The 23,528-nt window shown below is 39.5% G+C and carries 21 protein-coding genes and 1 other RNA gene; 2 read left to right on the top strand and 20 right to left on the bottom strand.

Going from position 1 to position 23,528, the window contains the following annotated elements; genetic code table 11:
* On the bottom strand, nt 1-267 hold the full coding sequence (locus FH508_RS19730) for a helix-turn-helix domain-containing protein (RefSeq protein WP_228134164.1): 267 nt from the start codon (nt 265-267) through the stop codon (nt 1-3).
* Nucleotides 268-474, bottom strand: a complete 207-nt coding sequence (locus FH508_RS19735) for a helix-turn-helix domain-containing protein (RefSeq protein WP_173479472.1) — start codon at nt 472-474, stop codon at nt 268-270. It abuts the gene before it with no gap.
* A 146-nt stretch (nt 475-620) separates the two neighbouring features.
* Here FH508_RS19735 and FH508_RS19740 point away from each other — a divergent pair, with 146 nt between their 5' ends.
* On the top strand, nt 621-1,226 hold the full coding sequence (locus FH508_RS19740; protein ID WP_173479471.1) for a helix-turn-helix domain-containing protein: 606 nt from the start codon (nt 621-623) through the stop codon (nt 1,224-1,226).
* A 46-nt stretch (nt 1,227-1,272) separates the two neighbouring features.
* Nucleotides 1,273-2,424: a site-specific integrase gene (locus FH508_RS19745; RefSeq protein ID WP_173479470.1), complete on the top strand. Its 1,152-nt coding sequence runs from the start codon at nt 1,273-1,275 to the stop codon at nt 2,422-2,424.
* 127 nt (nt 2,425-2,551) lie between these two features.
* On the opposite strand, the gene ssrA is transcribed toward FH508_RS19745, so the two are convergent.
* From ssrA to FH508_RS19830, 18 genes are all read right to left on the bottom strand, one after another.
* Nucleotides 2,552-2,907, bottom strand: a transfer-messenger RNA (tmRNA) gene (gene ssrA, locus FH508_RS19750).
* A gap of 225 nt (nt 2,908-3,132) precedes the next feature.
* Entirely contained in the window at nt 3,133-4,497 is a 1,365-nt protein-coding gene (locus tag FH508_RS19755; protein WP_173479469.1) for an anti-sigma factor family protein, read from the bottom strand.
* Nucleotides 4,478-5,017, bottom strand: a complete 540-nt coding sequence (locus tag FH508_RS19760) for an RNA polymerase sigma factor (RefSeq protein ID WP_173479468.1) — start codon at nt 5,015-5,017, stop codon at nt 4,478-4,480. The genes FH508_RS19755 and FH508_RS19760 overlap by 20 nt, the downstream gene beginning before the upstream one ends.
* A 1,225-nt stretch (nt 5,018-6,242) precedes the next feature.
* The gene (smpB, locus tag FH508_RS19765) at nt 6,243-6,710 is read right to left on the bottom strand and encodes an SsrA-binding protein SmpB (protein WP_173479467.1); all 468 of its coding nucleotides are present in this window, start codon (nt 6,708-6,710) and stop codon (nt 6,243-6,245) included.
* Between the two features lie 57 nt (nt 6,711-6,767).
* Nucleotides 6,768-9,221, bottom strand: coding sequence for a ribonuclease R (rnr, locus tag FH508_RS19770; RefSeq protein ID WP_173479466.1), 2,454 nt, complete (start codon nt 9,219-9,221; stop codon nt 6,768-6,770).
* 39 nt (nt 9,222-9,260) lie between these two features.
* A complete protein-coding gene (locus FH508_RS19775) occupies nt 9,261-10,007 on the bottom strand; it encodes an alpha/beta hydrolase (protein ID WP_173479465.1) in 747 nt (248 codons plus the stop codon).
* Nucleotides 10,008-10,187: 180 nt separating this feature from the next.
* Nucleotides 10,188-10,415 carry a preprotein translocase subunit SecG gene (gene secG, locus FH508_RS19780; protein ID WP_173479464.1) on the bottom strand — a complete coding sequence of 76 codons (228 nt, stop codon included), beginning with the start codon at nt 10,413-10,415 and terminating at the stop codon, nt 10,188-10,190.
* A gap of 702 nt (nt 10,416-11,117) precedes the next feature.
* On the bottom strand, nt 11,118-12,410 hold the full coding sequence (gene eno / locus FH508_RS19785) for a phosphopyruvate hydratase (protein WP_173479463.1): 1,293 nt from the start codon (nt 12,408-12,410) through the stop codon (nt 11,118-11,120).
* A gap of 2 nt (nt 12,411-12,412) precedes the next feature.
* On the bottom strand, nt 12,413-13,954 hold the full coding sequence (gpmI, locus tag FH508_RS19790; protein ID WP_173479462.1) for a 2,3-bisphosphoglycerate-independent phosphoglycerate mutase: 1,542 nt from the start codon (nt 13,952-13,954) through the stop codon (nt 12,413-12,415).
* A complete protein-coding gene (tpiA, locus tag FH508_RS19795; protein WP_173479461.1) occupies nt 13,947-14,708 on the bottom strand; it encodes a triose-phosphate isomerase in 762 nt (253 codons plus the stop codon). The genes gpmI and tpiA overlap by 8 nt, the downstream gene beginning before the upstream one ends.
* Nucleotides 14,709-14,726: 18 nt before the next feature.
* Nucleotides 14,727-15,911 (bottom strand): phosphoglycerate kinase, encoded by a 1,185-nt coding sequence (gene pgk, locus FH508_RS19800; RefSeq protein WP_173479460.1) that lies wholly within the window; start codon nt 15,909-15,911, stop codon nt 14,727-14,729.
* A 349-nt stretch (nt 15,912-16,260) separates the two neighbouring features.
* Nucleotides 16,261-17,277: a type I glyceraldehyde-3-phosphate dehydrogenase gene (gene gap, locus FH508_RS19805; RefSeq protein ID WP_173479459.1), complete on the bottom strand. Its 1,017-nt coding sequence runs from the start codon at nt 17,275-17,277 to the stop codon at nt 16,261-16,263.
* A gap of 36 nt (nt 17,278-17,313) precedes the next feature.
* On the bottom strand, nt 17,314-18,342 hold the full coding sequence (locus tag FH508_RS19810; RefSeq protein ID WP_173479458.1) for a sugar-binding transcriptional regulator: 1,029 nt from the start codon (nt 18,340-18,342) through the stop codon (nt 17,314-17,316).
* Nucleotides 18,343-18,570: 228 nt separating this feature from the next.
* The gene (locus FH508_RS23985) at nt 18,571-18,693 is read right to left on the bottom strand and encodes a hypothetical protein (protein ID WP_255313811.1); all 123 of its coding nucleotides are present in this window, start codon (nt 18,691-18,693) and stop codon (nt 18,571-18,573) included.
* Between the two features lie 311 nt (nt 18,694-19,004).
* Complete coding sequence (locus FH508_RS19815) at nt 19,005-19,241, bottom strand: glutaredoxin family protein (protein WP_173479457.1); 237 nt, start codon at nt 19,239-19,241, stop codon at nt 19,005-19,007.
* Nucleotides 19,242-19,546: 305 nt separating this feature from the next.
* A complete protein-coding gene (locus tag FH508_RS19820; RefSeq protein ID WP_173479456.1) occupies nt 19,547-21,823 on the bottom strand; it encodes a S9 family peptidase in 2,277 nt (758 codons plus the stop codon).
* A 363-nt stretch (nt 21,824-22,186) separates the two neighbouring features.
* On the bottom strand, nt 22,187-22,945 hold the full coding sequence (locus FH508_RS19825; RefSeq protein ID WP_173479455.1) for a TPM domain-containing protein: 759 nt from the start codon (nt 22,943-22,945) through the stop codon (nt 22,187-22,189).
* Nucleotides 22,945-23,526, bottom strand: coding sequence for a LemA family protein (locus FH508_RS19830; protein WP_173479454.1), 582 nt, complete (start codon nt 23,524-23,526; stop codon nt 22,945-22,947). Before FH508_RS19830 ends, FH508_RS19825 begins: the two co-directional genes overlap by 1 nt.
* Nucleotides 23,527-23,528: the final 2 nt, after the last annotated feature.

Here is a 23,528-nt window from a genome sequence, read left to right on the forward strand (position 1 = left end):
TTAAAATGAATTATTTTCTAAAAATCTATCAATCTCTTTCTTTGAAACTCGCTTAATTCCATCTATTTCAGCAACCTTTAAACCTAATTCACGAAATTTAATAAAAGTATTATATGAAACACCTGCATAAGCTGCGCCCTCTTTTAGTGATAGCCATGGATTAGAATTGATTTGCTTTCTCTGTTCTTCAATTATTTCTTTAAATGCATTTAAAATAGTACTTTTACAATATTCACCTAAATTTTCCGGCATTTCTAATTGTTTCATTTATTTAATCCCCTGCTCTTTTTTTAAACAAATACTGTTTATAGAACTTTTTAAAAGCCATTCTTCAATAGTAAGCTGATGAAATAAAACTCTTCCTCTAATTTTAATATGGGGTATTTCCCTCGCCCTAACCATGCTATAAATTGTTCCAATAGAAACACCCAGTAATGTACTTGTTTCTTTAACAGATAATGTAGCCTTGTTCATATCCAACCACCTTTCTTTATAATTGGTTGACCAAATTAAATTGGTATACCAAATATTACACCACTTTTTTGGTATGTCAAGAATTTTATTATTCAATTTGATTAACCAAGATTTTAGGTGTATTATTTATGATGGAGGTGTTTTTAATGACAAAACAAGATTTTGGAAGTTATTTGAGAGAAAAAAGAAAAACTAATAACCTTTCAATTGTAAATCTATCTAAACTATCTGGTGTTTCTAACCCTTATATTTCACAATTGGAGAACAACAAATTTAAACCTTCTTTTGAAATCATAAAAAAATTAACACAAGCACTTAATTTAAATTTTAATGAAGCTGCATGGATTGCGGATTTATATACAGATGAGGAATATAGACAATTAAAAAGAGAAGACGATTTTATAAGTTCTTTAAGTTTAGAAGAAGAACGACGCTATAATGAGGATCAAATATTAGCAGCTGAAGACAATTTCAAAATAAATAGATTTAAAATGACTAAATATGTAGATTTAGAAGACTTCCTAAATAATGATTCTCGATCTTTCTTCATAAAAGGTCATAGATTAACGAATGAGAAAATCAAAGCACTTATTGATTTATTTGATGGATTAGAAAATAATTATCCTTCTGATGAGGAAATTGAATTAGAATTTAATAATTTACGCAAACAAAATAAAGAATTACAAAGAAAAGCAGAAGAAATAGGTGGATTTGTATTAAATACTGATTCTTTAATTTTTGATTTAGACTAATTACCAATTCCTCTCTTGCCCCCGCAAGCGTCTAGGAGGAAGTTATATGACAACAATCAAAAACTATTCGCTACAAAATGGTGAAAAACGATACCAATTCCAAATGTATGTTGGTGTAGATCCACTAACAGGAAAAGAACAACGAACTACAAGGCGTGGTTTTAAAACGAAAAAAGAAGCACAGCTTGCACTTTCCCGTCTTCGTTTAGAAATTGAAAATGGTACGTTCCGAAAAACCACTGCTGAAACATACCACGATGTTTATAACCTTTGGATTGAGCAATATCAGAATACGGTTGAGGAAAGCACCTTTGTTAAAACATCAGGTATATTTAAAAATCATATCTTACCTGCAATGGATGCTTATAAGATTGAAAAAATAAATGTAGAAGTATGTCAGCGTCATGTAAATGAATGGTACGGTAAATTAAAAAAGTATCGTGCGGTCAAATCCTACGCTGCTAAAGTGTTAGATTTTGCAGTAAAACGTGGCTACATTCCATTAAATCCTTTCACATTAGTAGACATGCCAGCAGCTAAAAAAGAGGATATTGAGAACGAGGAAGAAAAGGAAAACTTCTATACAAAAGAGCAGCTCATCCAATTTCTAAAGTGCCTGGAAAAAGGGGATAATTATAAAGCTTATGCACTTTTTAGGCTTCTTTCATTTAGCGGAATGCGTAAGGGAGAAGCACTAGCTTTATCATGGAATGACGTTAATTTTAAAACAAACGAGATACGCATAAATAAAGCATTGTCACGCGGTACAGATAACCGTCTATATATAAAATCGACAAAAACAGGAATAGCTCGCACAATTAAGATGGACGAGAATTCCATGAGTATCTTGCAGGACTGGAAGAAGAAACAAAAGCATGATTACTTAATACTTGGCTACAATACACTTAAGCCTAAACAACTAGTATTTAGTAATGAGACTAACACTTACTTGCAACCAACGAAAACACGAAAATGGATTGTGCAGGTACAGGAAAAGCATAATTTAGAGAAAATCACAACGCACGGTTTAAGACACACCCACTGTAGCCTGTTGTTTGAAGCTGGCGCAAGCATTAAAGAAGTGCAGGATCGTTTAGGGCATACAGATGTACAAACTACAATGAACATCTATGCACACGTAACTCAAAAAGCAAAAGAAGAAGCTATTCAAAAGTTTGAAAAGTACCTTAGCATTTAAACTTGAAAATGAATACGGCTTTGACTACGTTCGTTTGATACTCAATGAAACTATATGACAAAAGGCAAAATAAAAAACCCTTGATATACAAGGGTTTTGACGTTCATTGAAATCCAATGAAATCGTATTATGGAGACGGCGGGAGTCGAACCCGCGTCCAAAGACTCCAATACTTCAGCTTCTACGCGTGTAGTTTGTCCATTCGCAATTCGCGTAGCATTATGCCGACAAACAGGCGTCCTGTACGCTAACCTGGGAATCTCTTGCCGGTGACTCAGGTGGCACCATCGACCGTATCCCACTAAAGTTGGGCCCCACGTTCTCTACATGGGCGATAGAGAGGCAGAGCGCTTACGAGCTTACGCTGCGAAAGCTAAGTTTTGTTGTTTGCCAGTTATTATATAACTTCCGTTGATGACGGAGCCGAGACCTCCGACGCGCGACCAAAGCTTGAACCATCCCTGTCGAATCCGTAACGTCCCCTTGAATATGATACGAAGCTTGTTGCCTCGACCAAACAAAGAGCTAGAATTGCTTCTAGTACGGTTGAAGAGTAGTACTACGCTTCAATACATGCTGGCATTAACAATACTTATTATAAAACAAACCTAGCTGTACTTCAAGTATAGTGCCTTATTTACAGATTTATAGTTCTATATCAACTCAAAAAAGCATAGTAAAAACACCTTTTGAAAAGGTGTTTTTAGGTTAGCGTATATCCACATGAATCGGTTCATCAAAGTAAACATATTTTAATTCCGTTTGACCGTAAAGGATAAACGAATCTAATTGAATTCCCTCATCGAATGTGATGGTTGTATACTGTTTTTCTTTATCTTCTCGGTATCGGGCTGTATCCCATGCTGTTTTATTATTCACTGTAATATGCCAGTCGCTAATTGTCGTTGTCTTTGCGTCTGATGAAATTTCAAGACGTTGGTTGGGTAAGAGCTTTACTTCATATTCTGTATCTTTATAAGTAAATGTGTAAGGTAATTGGTCCACTGTTAGCGGGTGTCGGACATCCGTCGGCAACTCAAACTTGGCACCAGTAACAGCTATATACCCACCTTCTTGTACGCTTGGATAGGCACTAATCGTTTCAGTATGCGTGTAGCGATCATTTTGAATATTGACGTTATCTTCAGGAACCGAGCGTTGTAGTTTTTGCCCATCAGCGTCAATAACGTCATAAAGTATTTGTGCATTATAACCCGTATAAGCTTCCTTTTCCTTTAGCGGTAAATCAGCTGTAAATTTATCTACTTGTTGCTCTACAAATGTTGCCATCTCCTCCGTAAATTTTGTTTCAAATTTGAAGAGAGAGTTTTGTGGTCCATGTTGTGCACGGATAAAGTTTACGTCAACGCCTTCTTTTTCAAATGTGGAATTTAGTGTAACAGTCTCTGTTTGGGCTAACAATTCCTTGCGATCAATCGGTACTTCTAGTGTCCACTGACCTTCCTCGTCATAAATGTGTTGGTAGTTAAAAAGAAGTTTAAATTCATCATACGTCACATTAAATAAAGGGAACTCATAGGTAATTTCATTCGCTGATTGATTAGCACCGTAACTTGCTGCTTCGCTTTTCCCGTTTGGTAGCACGAGTGCAACATCACCCTTCGTTGATTCATTGAAGAACATTTCCTTCCTATTATAGCCAGATGTAGCTAACGTTACTGTTATGAAAGCGTCTGTCAGCTTAACATCTTTTACTTTTATCGTAATCGGTGTAGAACTAGTTACAGGCTCCTGCTGCACAGTCGAAATTATTAGAAATAATACTGCGGCTGTGACGAATGCGGCTGCTACAAAAGTTGCCCGCCAGCCGCGCTTTTTTGTAAGAGAAGTTTTTTTCTTTGGTAATTGATCCATCACTTGATCTGTAAATGAATCGTCCACATGCACTGCAGGAAACAGGGAGCTTATTAGCTGTTCTGTTTCAAGTTGTTCATCTAATAATGCAGAGCAGGTTGCACATGATTGAATATGCTTGTCCATTTGCATCATTGTTTTATCTTCTATTCGTCCGTCAATAAAGTCGTGCATTTCTTCAGTTGATAAGCAGTTCATTATTAATCTCCCCCTTCAACATAGCGTTTCTTAGCCGCTTCTTTGTTCTATGCAGTCGGTTTCGTACTTCCGATATTGAAATATTGAGTGTCTCCCCGATTTCTTCGTAAGAGCAATTACTGGCATACTTCAGAACGAAAACTTGGTACGTTTTGTGTTCTAATGTTTTAAGCCATTGCTGAAGCAACTCATTCTGCTCTTTTTCAATCATTAACGTTTCAGGTGTTTCTAATGAGGGCGTTTCCTCAATTGGTGTCGGATCTTCCTTATGCTTCCTTTTAAAATCAATCAGTTGATTAATCGCGATACGAAAAAGCCATGCCTTAAATGATCCACCTTTAAAATGAACTAAGTTTTTATAGCATTTGATAAATGATTCTTGCGCAATATCTTTCGCCAATTCCTCGTCATTCGTTTGATAGGTTAAATAGCTGACAAGTGGCTGCTTATATGTATCAACAATGATGCGAAATGCTTGTTGATCCCCAGCTATGATTTTTTGTATCAGCTCCATATCCATGAGACCACACCTCCTTACATTAAAAACGTAAATTCTTCGAAAAAATCTCATCTAAATCAAAACATTCTTATTATTGTACAAGAAAATAATAAAAGATGGAAAAACACGAAGTTTTTCCATCTTTTAATCGGTGTTTTCAGTGTTCTTGCTCAGGGGAATTTTATCATCGTTTAATGGATTCTCCCCGCTTCGCGGAATTAACTCTTCATTTCGTGGATTCCCCCTCGCTTCGGAGAAATTTCTTCCCGTTCTGCGGAATTAACCTCTCGTTCTGCGGGATTCTCGCCTCGTTTCATGGATTCTCCCCTGCTTCGCGGCTCCTCATTTCGTGGATTCCCCTGCTTCGCGGAAATATCTCCTTGTTCCGCGGAATTAGCTCCTCTTTTCGCGGAATCCTCACCTCACTTCGCGGAATTTACCTCCTACTCCGCGGAATTCCCTCTTCATTTCGCGGAATCCTCACCTCACTTCGCGGAATTTACCTCCTGCTCCGCGGGATTCTCTCTTCATTTCGTGGATTCACCCCCGCTTCGCGGAATTACCTCATTGTTCCGCGGAATTACCTCCTCACTTCGCGGAATCCTCACCTTATTTCGCGGAATTTACCTCCTGCTCCGCGGGATTCTCTCTTCATTTCGTGGATTCATCCCCGCTTCGCGGAATTCTCACCTTATTTCGCCCAATTAACTTCCTGCTCCGCTCGATTCTTCCCTCATTTCCTGGATTCTCCCTCGCTTCGCGGGAATATCTCCCTGTTCCGCGAGATTCTCTCCTCATTTCGCGGAATCCTCACCTTATTTCGCGGAATTAACCTCTCGTTCCGCGGAATCCTCACCTTACTCCGCGGATCCTCATTTCCTGGATTCTCCCTCGCTTCACGGGAATATCTCCCCGTTCCGCGGGATTCTCGCCTGCTTCGCGGAATTATCTCCTTGCTCCGCGGATTCCTCACCTTGCTTCGCGGAATTAACCTCTCATTCCGCGGAATCCCCTCCTCGTTTCGCGGAATTAACCCCTCATTTCGCGGAATCCTCACCATGCTCCGCGGAATTATCCTCTCGCTCCGCGGAATCCTCACCTCACCTTACTCCGCGGAAAGCGCCCGCCCGTAGCTAAAATCCTCCCCCGCTTCGCAGATAAGCCCGTGCCTATATACTTCACCTTGCGCCCGAATATAGAAAAAGCTCACCACAATAAGTGGTGAGCTTCAATCTCTCTCAATCTATCAATATTGATTTTTTGCTTTGAAGGTACGTTCCATTTCGCGTTTTGCTTCTTTTTTGCGCATGTCGTCGCGTTTGTCGTAGTCTTTTTTCCCTTTGCCAACGCCGATAAGGAGTTTGGCGTAGCCGTCCTTAATGTACATCTTCAGTGGGATGATTGTGTAGCCATCGCGTTTGACGGCACCGACTAGTTCGCCGATTTGCTTTTTATGTAAGAGCAATTTACGTTGGCGAAGTGGGTCGTGGTTGAAACGGTTACCTTGGTCGAATGGGCTGACATGCATGTTGCTAATCCATGCTTCGCCGCTTGTGATTCGAACGTACGAGTCGCGTAATTGGACTTTGCCTGCACGAATGGCTTTAATTTCTGTGCCTGTTAGTACCATGCCTGCTTCAATCGTCTCTTCAATGAAGTAGTCATGCCCTGCTTTTTTGTTTTGTGCTAATACTTTCCCAGTACCTTTTGCCATCTTGTTCACCCTCAATTCAAAGGTTGAGCAGGACATAGCCTGCTCACGCTGGATTTTTTATTTACGTTTTGTTTTTTTCTTTTTGCCTTTTTTCGCGATGCCTTCGTAAAACTTTTGTTTTTGCTTTACGCCTTTTTTCGGGCCTGGGCTTGAGCTATCTTTGCGTCGGCCACGTGGGTCACGGTCACTTCCGCCTCGTTCTCCACGTTTAGTTGAGTCACCACGGCTTTGTTTTTCATCATCACGGCGACCTTTGCCTCCGCCTGAACCTGAACGACTGCTACGGCTGCTGCGGCCATCTTTATTATCATTATAGTTTTTGCGTGCATGAATAACTGTAGGTGTTACTTTTCTTGTTCTTCCATAAGAAGTTACCATTCCTACGATTTCAAAGTCAATCGATGACTCCTCAATAATAACGTTTGCGACGCGTACTTTTACTTCATCACCGATGCGGAATTGGCGGTTCGTACGTTCACCAATCATAATCATTTGGCGATCATCGAAGCGATAGTAATCGTCCGTCATATTGCTAATGTGCACGAGGCCTTCAATCGTATTTGGTAGCTCGATAAAGATACCGAAGTTTGTAACAGAAGAAACGATGCCTTCGAACTCTTCGCCGATTTTATCAGACATATATTGTGCTTTTTTCAGTGCGTCTGTATCACGTTCTGCATCGACTGCACGACGTTCGCGTTCTGATGTATGGTCGGCAATTTCATCCATCGCCATCGACCACTGTGCAACCGTTTCTTGTGACGTGTCTTTATTAATTAAGTACGTGCGAATTAAACGGTGGACAACTAAGTCAGGGTAACGACGAATTGGTGATGTGAAATGTGTATAGAAATCAGTCGATAAACCGAAGTGACCGATGCTTTCTGGATAGTACTTCGCTTGTTGCATTGAGCGTAGTAGCATCGTTGAAATAACAGGTTCTTCTGGCATGCCTTCAATCGCTGATAAAACATCTTGCAATGCTTTTGGATGCACTGTATTGCCTGTACCTTTAATTAAAATACCGAAGTTCGTTACGAATTCAAAGAAGCGTTGTAGCTTTTCTGGCTTTGGATCTTCGTGAATACGGTATAGGAACGGAACATTCATCCAATGGAAATGTTCTGCAACCGTTTCGTTGGCCGCAAGCATGAAATCTTCAATTAATTTCTCTGCTACAGTTCGTTCCCGTAGTTCAATATCGACTGGCCAGCCATCTTCATCGACAATCACTTTTGACTCTTTAAAGTCAAAGTCAATGGCACCACGTAGCTCACGTTTATTGCGTAAAATTTTTGATAGCTCTGCCATATGGTTAAACATCGGTACAAGTGGCTCATAGCGAGCAATTAATTCTTCATCTTGTTCCTCTAAAATTTTATAAACGTCTTTGTACGTCATACGCTCTGTCGTTTTAATGACACTTTGGAAAATTTCATGCGCAATGACATTACCATTGCCATCAATAATCATTTCACACGATAGCGTTAGTCGATCTACCTGTGGATTTAAAGAACAAATACCGTTTGATAGTCGATGTGGAATCATTGGAATAACACGGTCTGTTAAATATACACTTGTCGCGCGGTCATATGCTTCAATGTCTATTACAGAGCCTTGTGTTACGTAATAGCTGACATCGGCAATATGTACGCCAAGCTTGTAGGTACCATCTACATTTTTTGTTACGGTTACCGCATCATCTAAATCTTTTGCATCTGCACCATCGATTGTGACGATTGTTTCATGACGTAAATCACGACGCCCCTCTAAATCTGCTGGTGAAATTTCATCTGGCACTCGTTGTGCAGCAGCGACCACTTCTTCTGGGAACTCTGGTGGAATGTCGTGCTTATATAGGATTGATAAAATATCGACACCTGGGTCATTTTTATGTCCTAAAATTTTTGTAATATAGCCTGTTGCTGATTTTAAATCTTCTGGCCATGTCGCAATTTCAACGACCACTTTGTGACCATCAACAGCGCCTAATGTATCACCTTTCGCAATGAAAATGTCCATTGGTAATTTTTTATCGTCCAATACGACAAAGCCGAAGCCTCTATTTGCTTGGAATGTTCCAACAAATGACGTTTGCCCGCGTTCTACAACTTTTGTGATTGTACCTTCGCGGCGATCGCCAAATGATTCCTTTAACACACGAATAAGTACTATGTCGCCATTAATGGCACCGTTTACTTCGTGCGGTGGAATGAAGACATCGTCCATACCCTCAACATCAGGTGCGACAAAGCCAAATCCTTTTGCGTGGCCGATAAATTTACCACGTAGTAAATTCATGCGCTCTGGTAAGCCGTAACGGTTCGAGCGTGAGCGTACAACTAAGCCCTGCCCCTCCATGCGTACGAGCGTTTTTACGAGCTCCTTAAATTCTTCTGCGTCCTCAAACCCGAATTCGTCTTCTATTTCTCCAACGGTTAAAGGTTTATATTCTTCTTCACCGAAAAACTCGAGTAATCGACTTTGTAGTGAATCTTTTTTGTCCGTCATACTTGATACCCTCCCTCATGTAAAAATGCTAAATCATTTTTAGTGTGCCCAATTTAGGCCTTCTAAAAAACGATAAATATCTTCATGTAACTGATCTTTTTCTTGATCTAATGTTATAACGTGTTTTGAGTTTTCATACCACTTGATATATTTTTCTAGTGACTCAGTTTGATTATATATAATGTTGGCAGATTCTGTCTCTATTACCTCATCATTTGTCGCCTGTACGACAAAAATAGGTGCATAAATCATATCTATTTCTTTTCGAGTCTGCGCAATAAACTCACGAAGTTGTTGTAATGATGGCATACCTTTGTCAGCGATTAACGACACTTCTGCATCAATTTCTGCGTCGGTTTTGCCTTCAAATTTTTTGTATTCCTTGGCGTATTTCAATACGCCTTCAAACATTACGTCTGTTGTGCGCATCGTCATTGGTGCACACATTGTTACAATGCCCTTTACAGGATTGTTAAGTGCTACATTTAAAGCCATCACACCGCCAAGTGATAGCCCTGCTACGGCAATTTCCTCATAGCCAGCATCTTGTAATTGTTGGTACGCCGCTTTAACATCTTGCCACCAATCAGTTGGTCCTGTTGTAATGAGTTCTTCAGGTTGCACACCGTGCCCTTTATAATGAGGCGCTAATGTAGTATACCCTTTTTTCTCTAAATATCTACCAAGCATACGCACATCTGCAGAGCTACCAGTAAATCCGTGTAATAATAACACTGCACGCGGTCCTGCTTGAAAGAAAAATGGCTGAGATAATGATTTGTTCATGGCAAGTTCTCCTTCACTGTAAAACATATTCACTCTATTATAGCCATATCCATTATACATTGGCGTATTTTAGCATCTTTCATACGTATAATACCCACTTTATTCGTCTAGGCTCATCTATGTACTGAAAATAAAAGAAAACGCCCAACCAGTCGAGGTTAGGCGGAATATCTTCAACTATTATATTTTTGCAATAGCGATTGCTAAAAGAAAGAATAAAATTGATAAAACAATTGTTGCACGGTGAAGAATTAAATCCATACCACGTGCTTTTTGCTTTCCAAATAGTTGTTCAGCTCCACCCGAGATGGCACCTGACAAGCCTGCACTTTTACTAGATTGTAATAAAACTACGACAACCAATGCTAATGATACGATAACTAAAGCTATTAATACTGCTGTATGCATCCACTGCACCTCCCGAACTTTGAAACATCACAACACACTATATTATAACAAATAAAGATTCCCATGACAAATACAGATTACAAAATGGTATAACTTTTCCAAATACTATGTACAATACATAAATTAAAAAGTAGAAGTCTCACTCTACTCCACTGATATTATACAAAAAAATATAGAAATAATTCAAATCCCAAATGCAGTGCCTGGCACCCAAACAATTTTGAATTTTCTTGCATTACCATAATAGTGCCAGGCACTCACACAATTATATTAGGTGACTCCTGCGGGAACGCACGCATAGTAAGACGCAACTAGCCGCGCGCTAGCGAGGGTTGCGGCTTACATCGTGCCCGCGGAAAGCGCCGCCCGCAACGGAAATCAACGTTGCAGAACTCTCTCCATGCTCTACCTCAATCATGCACTAATTGAATAGTGAATAGTGACAGGCACTCACACAATTTTAGTAGCTAATACCAGTTGATTGCAGTGGAGGGCGGCGACTCCTGCGGGAACAGCACGGAACGTAAGACGCAACTAGCCGCGCGCTAGCGAGGGTTGCGGCTTACGTTGTGCCCGCGGAAAGCGCAGTGAATTTTTACGATTTAGAATAATATGACCCCTGTTAGTAAAAATTCATTCGTTAAAAAAAGACTATAGACAAACAAGTTTGTCTATAGTCTGAAGCTAGTACTAGCCGTTCACTTATTTTAAGTTATAAAAAGTTTTTAAACCAAGGTATTCTGATGTTGCACCAAGTTGATCTTCGATGCGCAGAAGTTGGTTGTATTTTGCAACGCGGTCTGTACGAGATGGAGCACCTGTTTTAATTTGACCAGCGTTTGTTGCAACAGCGATATCAGCAATTGTTGCATCTTCTGATTCACCAGAACGGTGAGAGATAACTGCTGTGTAACCAGCACGTTTCGCCATTTCGATTGCTTCAAATGTTTCTGTAAGCGTACCGATTTGGTTTACTTTGATTAAAATTGAGTTACCAACACCTTGCTCAATACCAGCAGCTAATTTTTTCGTATTTGTTACGAATAAATCATCTCCTACTAATTGTACGCGAGCGCCAATGCGGTCTGTTAATAATTTATGACCAGCCCAGTCGTTTTCGTCTAAGCCGTCTTCGATTGAGATGATTGGGTATTTCGAAGTTAACTGTTCATACCAGTCCACCATCTCTTCAGAAGTTTTCACAACGCCCTCACCATCTAAATGGTATTTGCCATCTTCTTTGTTGAATAATTCAGAAGACGCCACGTCCATTGCTAATTTCACTTCTTCACCAGCTTTGTAGCCAGCTTTTTCGATTGCTTCAAGGATAACAGTGATTGCTTCTTCGTTCGAACCAAGGTTTGGTGCGAAACCACCTTCATCACCTACAGCTGTGTTGTAGCCTTTGTCTTTTAGTACTGCTTTTAAGCTATGGAAAATTTCAGCACCCATACGTAATGCATGACGGAAGTTTTCAGCGCCAACAGGCATTACCATGAATTCTTGGATGTCCACGTTGTTATCCGCATGTGCACCACCATTTAAGATGTTCATCATCGGTACTGGTAATTGTTTTGAGTTGAAACCGCCAAGATATTGATAAAGAGGTACATCTAAATAATCTGCTGCAGCATGTGCAACTGCCATTGAAACACCTAGGATTGCATTTGCACCTAGTTTACCTTTGTTTTCTGTGCCATCTAGCTCGATTAAAGCTTTGTCGATTACTACTTGGTCAAGAACTGAGAAACTACCTTCTAATTCTTGTGCAATAATTGTGTTAACATTTTCGACTGCTTTTAATACACCTTTGCCAAGGTAACGTGATTTGTCACCATCGCGTAATTCTACCGCTTCGTATTCACCTGTAGATGCACCTGATGGCACGATTGCGCGACCAAAAGCACCTGATTCTGTAAATACTTCAACTTCTACTGTTGGGTTCCCACGTGAGTCTAAAACTTCGCGCGCATAAACTTGTGTAATAAATGGCATAATTAATTCTCCTCTTTTTCGATTAATGATTTACCTGTCATTTCAATAGGTTGTGACACCTCTAATAATTCTAACATGGTTGGCGCTAAATCGGCTAAAATGCCACCATTTCTTAACATTAAATTTGCTTTCGTCACAATTACTGGAACAGGGTTTGTTGTATGAGCTGTCATCGGATTTCCTTCTAACGTTACAACCTCGTCAGAGTTACCGTGGTCAGCTGTAATAATAGCCGCTCCGCCTTTTTCAAGCAGGGCATCTACTACTTTTCCTAGACATTCGTCGACGGCTTCGATTGCTTTAATTGTCGGCTCTAGCATTCCACTATGTCCCACCATATCAGGGTTCGCAAAGTTTAAAATAATGCCATCAAATTTATCGGCTGCAATCTCTGCAAGCAATGCGTCTGTTACTTCATAAGCACTCATTTCAGGCTTCAAATCGTATGTTGCTACTTTTGGAGAAGCAATCAGAAGACGTTCTTCACCTGCGAATTTCTCCTCACGTCCGCCACTCATAAAGAATGTCACATGGGGATACTTTTCTGTTTCTGCAATACGTAGCTGTGTTTTACCATTAGAGGCTAACACTTCCCCAATCGTATTTTTCAAGTTGTCATTCTCATAAGCAACTTGTGCGTTCACTTCATCACTATAATGTGTAAACGATACGAACTTTACATTTTGTGGATGATTTGCTGATAAAGCAAAGCCGTCAAATGTTGGATTTGTAAATACTTTCGATAATTGAATTGCACGGTCTGGTCGGAAATTAAAGAAAATTACCGCGTCATTATCATCAATTGTTGCTACTGGCTCTCCATGTTCTTGTATGCTAAATGGAATAACAAATTCATCGGTCACTTCACGCTCATAGGATTCAGTAACGCCACCTTTAGCGCTTTCCGCTGTTTGTCCAACCCCATCAACAAGGACATTATAAGATAATGCTACACGATCCCAACGTTTGTCGCGATCCATCGCATAATAGCGTCCATGGATGGAAGCAAATTTACCAATACCAATGGCAACCATTTGTTTTTCTGTTTCTTCGATATAGTCGATTGCTGTTGTTGGTCCAACATCACGACCATCTAAAAATGCATGCACAAAAACATCTTCAAGCCCTTGTTCTTTTGCAAGCTTTAATAGCGCAAACATATGCTCATAATGGCTATGTACACCGCCATCTGATAGTAAGCCCATAACATGTAGTTTAGAATTATGTGCTTTCACATGTGCTACTGCGTCTAAAAATGCTTGATTCGTAAAGAAATCTCCTTCGCGAATCGATTTATTTAAGCGCGTTAAGCTTTGATACACTATACGGCCCGCACCGATATTTAAGTGCCCAACTTCAGAGTTCCCCATTTGTCCTTCTGGCAACCCTACTGCTTCACCTGAAGCTATTAAAGTTGAATGCGGAAATTGATTCCAAAAGCGATCAAAATTTGGTTTCTTTGCTTGCGCAACGGCGTTCCCGAATGTTTCATTACGGAATGCGAAACCATCTAGAATAATTAATGCTACTGGCTTTTTAGGCATTTGCTGCCGCCTCCAATAATTTTAAATATGAATCAGCTTGTAAGCTTGCACCACCGACTAGCGCACCATCGATATGCTCTTTTGACAATAATTCTTTAATATTATCAGGCTTTACGCTACCGCCGTATTGAATACGCACAGCCTCTGCTGTTGCGTTATCATATAATTTTTCAACAACTGCACGAATAGCACCACATACTTGGTTAGCATCTTCTGCTGTTGCTGTTTTACCTGTACCGATTGCCCAAATAGGCTCATAGGCAAGAACCATATGCTCTACATCCTGTGCGGCAAAGCCTGCAAGCGCTGCTGTAATTTGGCCAGCTACTTTTTGCTCTGTCGTACCTGCCTCACGTTCTTCCAATGTTTCACCACAACAAATAATTGGCACGATATTATGTGAAAGCGCTGCTGCCACCTTTTTATTGATAGCTTCATCAGTTTCGTTATAATATTCACGTCGCTCAGAGTGTCCTAATATTACATAGTCAACCTCAACACTTGCAAGCTGCGCTGGACTAATTTCGCCTGTAAACGCACCTTCGTTTTCGTAATGCATTGTTTGAGCACCAATTGCTAGCTCAGATTCACTAGCGATTTGCACTAGTGTTGGTAGAAACAGTGCTGGTGCACAAATAACAGCATCTACTTTGTCATTGGCAGGGAGATTATCCTGCAAGCTATCGACAAACTGTATTGCCTCTTCAAATGTTTTATACATTTTCCAGTTACCTGCAATAATTGGTTTACGCATCGTTATGCCTCCTATCTATTATTTATCGTTTAATGCTACAATTCCAGGAAGCTCTTTGCCTTCCATTAATTCAAGTGAAGCGCCGCCACCAGTAGAAATGTGGTCCATTTTATCAGCTACTTCGAATTTTTCTACGGCTGCTGCGGAATCTCCGCCACCGATTACAGTATAGCCAGCAGTTGCTGCCATTGCGTCTGCAACAGTTTTTGTACCATTTGCAAATGGTTCTAATTCAAAAACGCCCATTGGTCCATTCCAAATGATTAATTTTGAATTTTTAATAACTTCCGCATAGTGTGCAGCTGTTTTTGGTCCAATATCAAGACCCATCCAATCAGCTGGGATAGCATCTACATCGACAACCTTTGTCTCTGCATCTTTCGAAAATTCATTGGCTACCACTGCATCAATTGGCATATGTAACTGCACGCCTTTTGCCTGCGCTTTTTCAATGAACGATTTTGCTAGTTCAATTTTATCTTCTTCTAATAACGATTTACCGATATCATGACCTTGCGCTTTAATGAAGGTAAATGATAAACCGCCACCAATAATTAAATGGTCTACCTTTTCAAGTAAGCTCTCAATAACACCGATTTTATCTTTTACTTTTGCGCCACCAATTATCGCAGTGAAAGGACGCTCAGGATTTGATAATGCTTTTCCTAATACATCTAATTCTTTTTCCATAAGGAAGCCAGATACAGCAGGGATGTGTTTTGCAATTCCTTCTGTTGAAGCATGTGCACGGTGAGCAGCACCGAATGCATCGTTGACATAAACGTCCGCTAGTTTAGCAAATTGTTCGGCAAGTGCAGGATCGTTTTTCTCTTCACCAGCATGGAAGCGTACATTTTCTAGTAGAACGATATCGCCATTTTGCATGTTCGCCACAGCTGTTTCTACTGCTTCACCGATTGACTCATCCAATTTAGTAACAGGCTTACCTAAAATTTCAGCAAGGCGGATACCTACTGCAGTTAATCGCATATCTTCTTTTACTTCACCTTTTGGACGACCTAAATGAGACGCTAAAATAACTTTTGCGCCTTGTTCGACTAAATATTCAATCGTTGGAATGGCTGCGCGGATACGTGTTTCATCTGTAATTTCACCATCTGCCATCGGTACATTAAAATCGACACGTACGAAGACGCGCTTCCCTTTTACATCAAGATCTTTCATTGTTTTCTTATTTAACATGAAGAAACCCCCTTCAAAGTTTTGTTGTGCGGACATTATAAAATGTGCTCAACCCATCTTGGTTTTACACATTTTGGACCAAGTTAAAATATACCTTTATTAGCTTTTATAGTAGCAAAAGTAATGTTCGGTGTCTTGTAAAAGACAAGGTAACTACTACCTGTATGCAGATAGCAAGTCATCCATATTTTATCCAAGATATTTGTATTTAAAAAGGAGTAGGGTAAACGTCCCCTACTCCTATTACCCTTGTTTATTATATCTTTTCGATATTATAAAGGCTATACTTTTTGTGCGTAAAAAGCCGTATTATGTCACACTTTTTACTTCAAATTGCGAATTATGACACTTATTTATGATTTAACCCTTGTTGTGCGATATATAATGCAAGGTCCATTAAACGAGTAGAGTAACCAATTTCATTGTCATACCAAGCAAGAACTTTCACCATACTATTTTCTAAAACCATTGTGGAAAGACCATCTACAGTTGAAGAGTTATGGTTGCCATTGTAATCAATTGATACTAATGGTAGCTCATTGTAGCCTAAAATGCCTTTTAGCTCATTTTCAGAAGCTTCTTTTAAAGCCGCATTAATCGCATCTTTTGTTACATCTGCTTTTAGTTCTACAACTAAATCCACACATGATACGTTCGGTGTAGGAACACGCATAGAGAATCCATCAAGCTTACCTTTTAATTGAGGTAATACTTTCGAAACGGCTACTGCTGCTCCTGTTGTTGTTGGAATCATTGACACTGCCCCTGCACGTGCACGACGTGGATCAGAGTGCGGGAAGTCAAGGATACGTTGATCGTTTGTATATGAGTGAATTGTTGTCATCATACCGCGCTCAATGCCAAATTTCTCATCTAAAATTTTAGCTACTGGCGCTAAACAGTTTGTTGTACAAGATGCATTTGAAATGACATCATCTGTTTTTGGATTGTAATCTTCGTGGTTAACACCCATTACAAATGTCGGCATATCGCCTTTAGCTGGAGCAGATAAAATTGCTTTTTTAGCACCTGCTTCAATATGTTTGCCTACCTCTTCCATTGAGCGGAATCGACCTGTACATTCAAGAACAACATCTACGCCAAGCTCACCCCAAGGTAATTGTGCTGGGTCTTTTTCAGCGTATACTTTCACTGTTTTTCCATTCACTACGAAAGAATCTTCGTCTGCATTGACATCAGCATCATAAATACCATGTACAGAATCGTATTTTAATAAGTGTGCAAGTTGACCTGCATCTGTTAAGTCATTCACTGCAACTACTTCAAACTCATCATGTTTCATTGCTTCACGAAATACTAAACGTCCAATACGTCCAAATCCATTAATTGCTAACTTTAATGCCATTGTTAATTCCTCCAATAATGTTTTATTGATTTATTTTTACAGTAAACGTTCAGCGATTGCTTTCGCAGCAGCCTCATCTGTTATAAAAATCGTCTGCTTCGGCGCTACCTTAAAGTAAGATAGCATTGCATTCACCTTTTGTTTTCCTGCTGCAACCGCAATAATATGCTTACATTTTTCAACTTGTTCAAGTTGAATGCCAATCGTACGAATACGATGCACAATGTCTCCTTCGGCGTTAAAATAATAACCGAACGCCTCACTGACAGCCCCTTTTTCCTCGAGAATACGCAAATCTTCGGCTGATGAATTACGACGAATCGCCATTTCTTCAGCAGAGCCGATGCCATGAATAACGCAATCAGCACGGTCATAATAAGCCATGATTTCTGTCACCATTGGCTCCGTTAACATTGCCTGATATGCCTGTTCACTTAAATGCTCAGGTAAAAACAATGTACGGTACTGGGCTTCCATCTGCATAGCAAATGTTGCAACGAGTGTATTAGCCTGCATTTGCATTTCATGTCCGATTCCGCCACGAGCAGCAACAAATGTTACATTGTGGTTACCATCGACTGGTTGTAAAAACTGCGCTAGCGAAGCGACTGACTTTCCTCCAGTAACAGCTACAACTTGCTCATTAGCAATAGTCGAAAGAAATTGCTGTGCCGCCTCTTTTCCAAGCAATGTTAATACGGTTTCGTCATCGTTATAATCACCTGGAACAACTAGCACATGCTGTAGTCCTAAATGGTTTTCGAGCGTTTTACCAAGCTGCGTTAGACCAGACCATTCATATACTAATGCTCTAAGCTGTTCAATAACTAATTCACCATCACTCGTACATACCATACCCGACTTTTGGGAATCTAATAACCCTTGATCACGTAAAATATCTGTTTCTTTACGGATTTCACGCTCTGTCATTTTGAGTGACTCGGCTAGTGTTCGTCTCCCAATTGGTTGCATTAACTGAACCGATTGCAAAATACGGTATCTCGATTGTAGAAGTGGATTCATTTCTGGAAGTAGTCTTTGCTGTGCCTCAGGAACAGTTAACATAAATATCTACTCCCTCTCACTTTAGTGGGACAACTTTTAACCCACTATATAAAATTATGTCCCACTTGTAATTTTATTATAATATGGTTTATAAAAAAGAGCAAGTAAATAATGGTATGGATTGCTTTTACAAACTTTATACACGTTAACATATGGTTTGTAAAAATTGTTGTTCGTGAAAATAAAAAATCCCGCAACCAATTCTTTTGGCTGCGGGACTGCATGTTATTATTTAGTGAAAGATAGTACGGCGTTTTTCTTGAAGCCAGCTAAAGCTTTTGTTGCTTCCGTTTTGTTTGTGTATTCAAAAATACGAACGTCCTTTTGTTCAAATACTGTAATAACCCACATAGTCAAATCTCCCTTTAAGTTTATTTTTGTAATATAACAACCACGTAAATATGTGATACTTTTGATTAACTGTTTTATAACAACCTCTTACTTGATTCCTATTCTACTCCAATTTTTTCAAAAAGAAAGCTTTGTGTGAAGTTCTTCACAAACTGTTCATATTCATAACGCTTTCATTGAACAATTTGTGAATAACGCAAATTGCAGGTTTAATTATATCTATAGAAGAAAACAAAAAATCCGCTTTTCACTTGGTGAAAAACGAATTTTTTACGATTGAATTATGTACGTTCATTTCATCGGAATACACGTTATTCACTGCACAAATGTTCCATCAACGTTACATAGTCTAAATTGCCATATTGGATGACTTCTCCGTCCTTTTCAACAACGGGTATCATCAGCATATATTTTTCGTGTATTGCATCGTCTTTTTCTATATCGATGATGTCAATTGAGAAATCCAGTTCTTCTTGAACAAGCTTTAATGTACGTAAGCCTTCTACACAAAGCTCACAATGCGAACGACTAAAAAATTTCACATTCATTTACACACAACCCCTTCCTATTTAGGTGTCAGGCACTCAAACAATTCTGAATTCTCATGACACTCCTATTAAAGTTTACCAAGTAAAGTAAGACACAACAAACTGCGTGCTCATGAGGGTTGTGGCTCCAGAGCGCTGAGCGGAAAGCAAAGTGGATATCTACTATTTAGGAGCTGCTCATTAAGTGTCAGGCACTCAAACAATTTAAGTGCCTGGCATACCTGGGCCCGCGGAAATCGATGGCTTATATATATTTAAATGAAAAAAGACTGTGCAAGTAAAATTTCTGCACAGCCTCATTATCGTTATTTTTTTAAATGGCTATCAAAGAATTTAACCATCGCATTATAGAATTCAATGCGGTTTTCTTCGTTTTGGAAGCCATGTCCTTCATTGTCTTTCAGCATGTACTCTACATCCACACCTCTTGCACGTAACGCTTCAACGATTTGATCAGATTCTGCCTGATTTACACGCGGATCGTTTGCACCTTGCGCAACAAATAATGGTGTTTTAATTTTATCCACATGGAAGACTGGCGAAACTGCTGTTAACAGATCTTTGTCTTTCTCTGGATGCCCTACACGCTCATAGAACATATTACGCATAGTTTCCCAATATGGTGGGACTGTATCTAGCAATGTAAAAATATTTGATACACCGACATAGTCAACTGCTGCTGCATATAAATCTGGTGTAAACGCAATACCAGCTAATGTTGCGTAACCTCCAAATGATGCACCATAAATACCGATGCGGTCAGGGTCAGCAATCCCTTGATCGATTGCCCATTGCACGCCATCTGTAATATCATCCTGAATTTTTAGACCCCATTGCTTATTACCAGCTTGTAAAAATTCTTTTCCGTAACCAGTAGATGAACGGAAATTCACTTGTAGTACCGCATAGCCTCGGTTTGCAAGTAGCTGTACTTCTGGGTTAAAGCCCCACATATCACGAGCCCATGGTCCACCGTGTGGATTCACGATAAGCGGTAAATCTTTTGCTTCTTTGTTTTTCGGTAATGTTAAATAACCGTTAATTGTTAAACCATCACGACTCTTATAAGAAACAGGATGCATCTCTGCAAGCTCTTCTGACTTTAACCAAGGACTTAATGTTGCTAGCTCTGTCATTTCATCTGTAGTTGAGTCATAGTAGTAATATTTGCCGTACACTGTGTCACTAGACACGCTGACGATGAATTTCGTCATTTCTTTATTGTAGTCGTTGATGCCTAGTTCACTTTCTTCAACGCCTAGCTTGTCTTGAATTTTGCGGAATAACTTCTCAAAATCTTCATCGAAGAATTGATAATGTACCTTATCCGTTACATATGCACCGTATAAAATTTTATCTTGCTCACCACTATATAATACACCAGTTACATCTACTTCTTCGTTCGACATAATGACTTCTTCATTACCTTCAAGATCATATTTCACTACTTCTACTTTATCTCTACCTTTATTTGAAGTTGCGTAAATATGCTTATTATCTTTAGAGAAAGCTAATGGCGTCACTTCATCGCCCGCAGCCATTTCAATAAACGGCTTAAATTCGTCTTTTTCTGTGTCACGATATAGAATCATACCTTCTACACCATCTGAAACTACAGCTATACGAATATTACCATCACGGTCAGCTAACCAATCAGCTACGTTACCAGGATTTTTTGCAACATGTTTTGTTTCGCCTGTCTTAACATTTAGCTTGTACACATCAAAGACTGTTGCATCTTCTTTGTTCATCATAATTAAAATTTCATCTTTAACACCTTGTAAACTACTTAATACCCCTACAGTTACACCTGGATAAGGCGTTAAATCTTTTTCTTCTGTACCGTTAAATGTAGAAGAATAAATGTGGAAGTTTTCATCTCCACCTTTATCTTTCGCATAAAGCAATGTATCATCTTTCCAGAAGAATCCTGCAATATCACGATCCTTTGAATTAGATACACGAACTGGTTCACTATCATCATTCATTTTTTTCACGAAAACATTTGAACGGCTTTCCCATGATGATGCAAATGTAATGTAATTACCATCTGGTGAAAGCTGATAACCGAAGTTTCCTGGATTTTTCATAAAATCCTCTACAGAAATTTCGTTAACACCTTCGTTACTAGCACCGTTTTTTAAACTCTTAAATGTAGTAAATATTTTAGTAGCGTCTTGTTTAGAAATTGTTTCACTATTTTCTGAAATGCTATTAAATAAGCCTAGCTTATTTGCTTTTTCCAGATAGTCTGCTAGTGTTACTTCTTTTTCTTCTTTCTCAAGCGCTCTTACTAAAATTCGTGCGGCTTCATTACGTTTAATTGCACTACTTAAGTTGTCTAATTCCCCGTCTTTAACCCACTTATTAATCACTTCTTGACGCATTGATTCTGAGCCATGTTGGAATGTTAAAGATGTTACAGCTAAATCAAGAAATTCTTTTGCTGTTAGGCGTTCCTCTTGTGCAATAGTAATGTTGCTAGTTTCATTAGCAGCACGAACTTCCTGTACGGAAACAGGATAAACAACAGAGGCTGTTAAAATGACCGCTAAAGATGCTGACAAAAATCTTTTTTTCAAAGTAATTCCTCCTTATATCAGTGTTCGTTATATCGTTTGTCGATACAATGAAATTATAACAAAATTAGTTAATTTGTCAATAAATGATAATAATTATTTATTTATCCTTTTTATCCAATTAAAAAGGACCCTCCTATTATGGAAAGTCCTTTGTTTGAGTGACTGGCACTTAAACAATTTAGTTTCTTTTATAGCGTTAAAATCCACTTCGCTTTCCGCGGGCACAGCATAAGCCACAATCCTCGCTTATGCGCGCTTTGTTGCGTCTTAGATTACGTGCGTTCCCGCAGGAGTCTTCGTGATTTTCAGTATTCAGAATTGTTTGAGTGACTGGCACTTAAATTGTGCCAGTCACTCACACAATTAAAACTTTCGGCTTGCTCCGCCGCCTGCAGATGATCCGCCTCCAAAGCCACCGAACCCGCCGCCGCTGGAACCACCTCTACCAAAACCGCCGCCAAATCCTCCTGGATAACCTCCGCGTCCCCTTGAACGTGGTCCGCCTCCGCCATTTGAGAAGATAATGAAAACAAGCACTAAAATAACGAGTAACACAAATAGCCAATTGGGCATTGACTCATCCTCCACTGCTTGTGTCGGCATCTCTCCATCCCAATTATATTCTTTAGCTACTGTTTGAAATAATTCAGCATATGTCGCTTGGAAAGCTTGATCGACTTCACCTGTACTTGCAGATGGATAAAAAGCATCATCTAAAATACGTCCTAATTTTCCATCTGGTAACGCTCCCTCTAAACCTTGACCAACAGCAATGACTACATCATTATTTCCTTGTCCTTGCCCAAATGTAGCCAATAGCAGAACACCATTATTTTTCTTTGCATCTCCAATACCCCATGCACGAATTAATTGCGTGGCATACATTTTTGGGTCTTGCCCTTGAATGCTATCCATTGTAACAATCATTATTTCAGCACCTGTGCCTTTATCTAATTGCTCTGAATAATGATTAAGTTCTTCCTTTACAGAACTTGAAAGCACATTCGCAAAATCATGGATGTACGTATTTTTCATTGGTGTGGGCAACTGTGCTAGTGCGCTGTTAGCTGTAACAAACCACATAAAACACGCAACTAAAAGCGTTACTGTCAACCGTTTCATTATTGTTTACCCGAATCACTAAAATCTACTGCAGGTGCTTTTTCAGCTCCAGCCGCTGCCTTAAAGTATTCCTTTTGTTCGAAGCCAAACATACCTGCAATAATATTCCCTGGGAAGCGTTTTACTTTTTTATTAAAGCCTTGTACTTCATTATTGTAATCCTCACGTGCTACTGCTAGTCGATTTTCTGTCCCCGCCAGTTCATCCATTAATTGACGGAAATTTGCATCGGCTTTTAAATTCGGATAATTTTCTACGACTACAAGTAATCGACTAAGTGCGCCGTTTAACGCATCATTTGCACTCGCTTGTTCCTCGGGTGTTTGTGCATTGCCCATTTGTGCACGCGCCTCCGTAATGCTAGTAATGACATCTTGCTCGTGATTTGCGTACCCTTTTACAGATTCCACTAAATTCGGAATTAAATCATAACGGCGTTGTAGCTGATTTTCGACTTGAGCCCACTTCGAGTCAACATTTTCCTCCGCGGTTACAAGACTATTGTATTTTGGAATAAATAGTAAAGCTAATACAGCTAAAATAATAACGATTATCCCTACTGGTCCAAGTAATTTTTTCAATT

This window comes from Lysinibacillus sp. CD3-6 (assembly GCF_006351725.2).
Lineage (GTDB): Bacteria > Bacillota > Bacilli > Bacillales_A > Planococcaceae > Lysinibacillus.